At 38.8% G+C, this 281-nt stretch carries 1 pseudogene; it reads left to right on the forward strand.

The annotated features are described in order from the left end of the window. Positions 1-281 (forward strand): annotated as a pseudogene (locus GH741_RS21510) (zinc ribbon domain-containing protein); the annotation flags it as partial.

Genomic DNA, 281 nt, shown 5'->3' on the forward strand with positions numbered 1-281 from the left:
CTCAATAAAATGCGCGTACCAAAAGGTTTTTGGGGAGCGAAGAAACTTCGTTTTAAACTACGTTATTGGAGAAAAACAGCGATCCAAAATAAAGTAGAAGAAATGGCGCATTATGTAGGAATGCGAATTTCAAGGGTAAAGCCTAGAAACACAAGTGCATTGGCCTATGATGGTACAGGAAAAGTAGAACGTAATCATAAAAAAGACCTTGCGACATTTACTACGGGCAAGGTATATCATGCTGATCTTTCAGCTAGCTATAATATAGCGGCTCGTTACTT

Source organism: Aquibacillus halophilus, assembly GCF_009649745.1.
GTDB classification, from domain to species: Bacteria; Bacillota; Bacilli; order Bacillales; family Amphibacillaceae; genus Aquibacillus; species Aquibacillus halophilus.